This is a genomic window from Streptomyces sp. NPDC002690 (assembly GCF_053592415.1).
Genome location: NZ_JBSFVR010000558.1, coordinates 1 through 3,262, shown reverse-complemented (window position 1 = coordinate 3,262; position 3,262 = coordinate 1). Strand labels below are relative to the sequence as shown.

The window sequence follows — 3,262 nt, the reverse complement described above, 5'->3', positions numbered from 1 at the left end:
GGCGGCGGCCCGGGCGGGCCGACGGCATCACGCCGTCCGGGGCCCGTCGTCGTACCCGCTCCGGCCCGTCGCCGCGCCCGTCGCGGCCCGGGGCGCCGCCGCAGGCCCCCGGGGGCCGGGCCCGCACCGTAGCCCCGTACCCTCCCCGGAGGGGCCTCGCGGTCCGCTCCGGCGCGTCCGCGACGAACCCTCAGAACCCTTGTGCGCACTGCGTACCTTGCGCTCCCAGCGAACAGTTATGGATGCGGGATGGTCTTGTTCCACCTGCGCGTTAGGGTCCATGAAGAGGAAGGGTCGGGTAGTCCCGGCCCACCCGGTACGAAGACGCTGAGACGGCCGGAGCCGTCAGAGACGAGCAGGTGGATACGTGACGAATCTGATGCCCTACGCCGCCGGAGAGCCGTCCCTCGGTGGTGGCCTCGGTGACCAGGTCTACAGCCGACTGCTCGGCGAGCGCATCATCTTCCTCGGTCAGCAGGTCGACGATGACATCGCCAACAAGATCACCGCACAGTTGCTGCTCCTTGCCGCTGACCCCGACAAGGACATCTACCTCTACATCAACAGCCCCGGCGGCTCGGTGACGGCCGGCATGGCGGTCTACGACACCATGCAGTACATCCCGAACGACGTCGTCACCATCGGTATGGGCATGGCGGCCTCGATGGGCCAGTTCCTGCTCACCGGCGGGGCCGCGGGCAAGCGCTTCGCGCTCCCGAACACCGACATCCTCATGCACCAGGGATCGGCCGGCATCGGCGGTACCGCCTCGGACATCAAGATCCAGGCCCAGTACCTGCTCCGCACCAAGACGCGGATGGCGGAGATCACAGCCCGCCACTCCGGCCAGACCGTCGAGACGATCATCCGCGACGGCGACCGCGACCGCTGGTACACCGCCGAGGAGGCCAAGGAGTACGGCCTCATCGACGAGATCATCACGGCCGCGTCGGGCATCCCGGGCGGCGGCGGCACCGGCGCCTGATCCGGCCCGCACCGGACGGCACCGCGCCCGCACACCTCTCGAACGCCATGAACGTGCGCCGAGAAACCAGCCCACAGAACGCCACCAGGATGGTGAACACCCACATGAACAACTTCCCCGGCGCCTCCGCGAGCGGCCTCTACACCGGCCCGCAGGTGGACAACCGCTACATCGTGCCGCGCTTCGTGGAGCGCACCTCGCAGGGCGTGCGCGAGTACGACCCCTACGCCAAGCTCTTCGAGGAGCGCATCATCTTCCTCGGCGTGCAGATCGACGACGCCTCGGCCAACGACGTGATGGCACAGCTGATGTGCCTGGAGTCGATGGACCCGGACCGGGACATCTCGATCTACATCAACAGCCCCGGCGGCTCGTTCACCGCGCTCACCGCGATCTACGACACGATGCAGTTCGTGAAGCCGGACATCCAGACGGTCTGCATGGGCCAGGCCGCCTCCGCCGCCGCCATCCTGCTGGCCGCGGGTACCCCGGGCAAGCGCATGGCGCTCCCGCACGCCCGTGTCCTGATCCACCAGCCGTCCTCGCAGACGGGCCGTGAGCAGCTCTCCGACCTGGAGATCGCGGCCAACGAGATCCTGCGCATGCGTACCCAGCTGGAGCAGATGCTGGCGAAGCACTCGACCACTCCGCTGGAGAAGATCAGCGAGGACATCGAGCGCGACAAGATCCTGACGGCCGAGGAAGCCCTGGCGTACGGTCTGGTGGACCAGATCGTCACCACCCGTAAGACTTCGGCCGGAGCCGCGGTCTGACATCGGTCTTTTCCCCTTGGCACGCGCAGCCGCCCGGTCTCGGGCCGTGTGAACCGTGCCAAGGGGGGCCCGAACGGGGGGCCAGGCAAGGTACCGTCGAATAGAGGCACCAGGAGCCGCTGAACCAAGGCGTCTCCCAGGCGAAGGGGAAGCACCTCGTGGCACGCATCGGTGATGGCGGCGACCTGCTCAAGTGCTCGTTCTGCGGAAAGAGCCAGAAGCAGGTGAAGAAGCTCATCGCGGGACCCGGTGTGTACATCTGCGACGAGTGCATCGATCTCTGCAACGAGATCATCGAGGAGGAACTCGCCGAGACCTCGGAAGTGCGCTGGGAGGAACTCCCCAAGCCACGCGAGATCTACGAGTTCCTGGAGGGGTACGTCGTCGGGCAGGAGCCCGCGAAGAAGGCCCTGTCCGTCGCGGTGTACAACCACTACAAGCGGGTCCAGGCCGGGGAGAACGGCGGCGGTTCCAGCCGGGACGACGCGATCGAGCTCGCCAAGTCCAACATCCTCCTGCTGGGCCCCACGGGTTCAGGCAAGACCCTGCTGGCGCAGACACTGGCCCGCATGCTCAACGTCCCGTTCGCCATCGCCGACGCGACGGCGCTGACGGAGGCCGGCTATGTCGGCGAGGACGTCGAGAACATCCTGCTGAAGCTGATCCAGGCGGCCGACTACGACGTCAAGAAGGCCGAGACCGGGATCATCTACATCGACGAGATCGACAAGGTCGCCCGCAAGAGCGAGAACCCGTCGATCACGCGTGACGTCTCGGGCGAAGGCGTGCAGCAGGCGCTGCTGAAGATCCTGGAGGGCACCACCGCCTCCGTACCGCCGCAGGGCGGCCGGAAGCACCCGCACCAGGAATTCATCCAGATCGACACGACGAACGTCCTGTTCATCGTGGGCGGGGCCTTCTCCGGCCTGGAGAAGATCATCGAGTCCCGGTCCGGCGCCAAGGGCATCGGCTTCGGCGCGACGATCCGGTCCAAGCTGGAGATCCAGGCGAGCGACCAGTTCCAGGAGGTCATGCCGGAGGACCTGGTCAAGTTCGGCATGATCCCCGAGTTCATCGGCCGGCTCCCCGTCCTCACCTCGGTGCACAACCTGGACCGCGAGGCGCTGCTCCAGATCCTCATCGAGCCGCGCAACGCCCTGGTGAAGCAGTACCAGAGGCTCTTCGAACTCGACGGCGTGGAGCTGGACTTCGAGCGCGAGGCGCTGGAGGCCATCGCCGACCAGGCGATCCTGCGCCAGACCGGCGCCCGCGGCCTGCGCGCCATCATGGAGGAAGTCCTCCAGTCCGTGATGTACGAGGTCCCGTCCCGCAAGGACGTCGCCCGCGTGGTCATCACCCCGGACGTGGTCCGCAACAACGTGAACCCCACGCTGGTCCCGCGCGAGCCGCGCACGATCGGCAAGAACGACGGCGGCAGGCACGAGAAGTCCGCGTAACTCCCGCCCGGTACGACGCGCGAGGGGCGCCCGGCCATCGGCCGGGC

Annotated in this window: 3 protein-coding genes; all 3 read left to right on the top strand. The window is 67.6% G+C overall.

What is annotated here, in order from left to right:
* Positions 1-379 precede the first annotated feature (379 nt).
* The 3 genes from ACWD3D_RS35120 (at position 380) to clpX (ending at position 3,215) form a co-directional block, all read left to right on the top strand.
* Positions 380-985: an ATP-dependent Clp protease proteolytic subunit gene (locus tag ACWD3D_RS35120; protein ID WP_275496154.1), complete on the top strand. Its 606-nt coding sequence runs from the start codon at positions 380-382 to the stop codon at positions 983-985.
* A gap of 89 nt (positions 986-1,074) precedes the next feature.
* Entirely contained in the window at positions 1,075-1,758 is a 684-nt protein-coding gene (locus ACWD3D_RS35115) for an ATP-dependent Clp protease proteolytic subunit (RefSeq protein WP_387375847.1), read from the top strand.
* A gap of 158 nt (positions 1,759-1,916) precedes the next feature.
* Positions 1,917-3,215, top strand: a complete 1,299-nt coding sequence (gene clpX, locus ACWD3D_RS35110; protein WP_328721678.1) for an ATP-dependent Clp protease ATP-binding subunit ClpX — start codon at positions 1,917-1,919, stop codon at positions 3,213-3,215.
* The last annotated feature ends 47 nt before the right edge of the window (positions 3,216-3,262 follow it).

Bases quoted from the DNA above. Each gene is read 5' to 3' on its own strand.
- ACWD3D_RS35115 (WP_387375847.1), top strand. From the start codon at position 1,075: ATGGTGAACACCCACATGAACAACTTCCCCGGCGCCTCCGCGAGCGGC.
- ACWD3D_RS35120 (WP_275496154.1), top strand. From the start codon at position 380: ATGCCCTACGCCGCCGGAGAGCCGTCCCTCGGTGGTGGCCTCGGTGAC.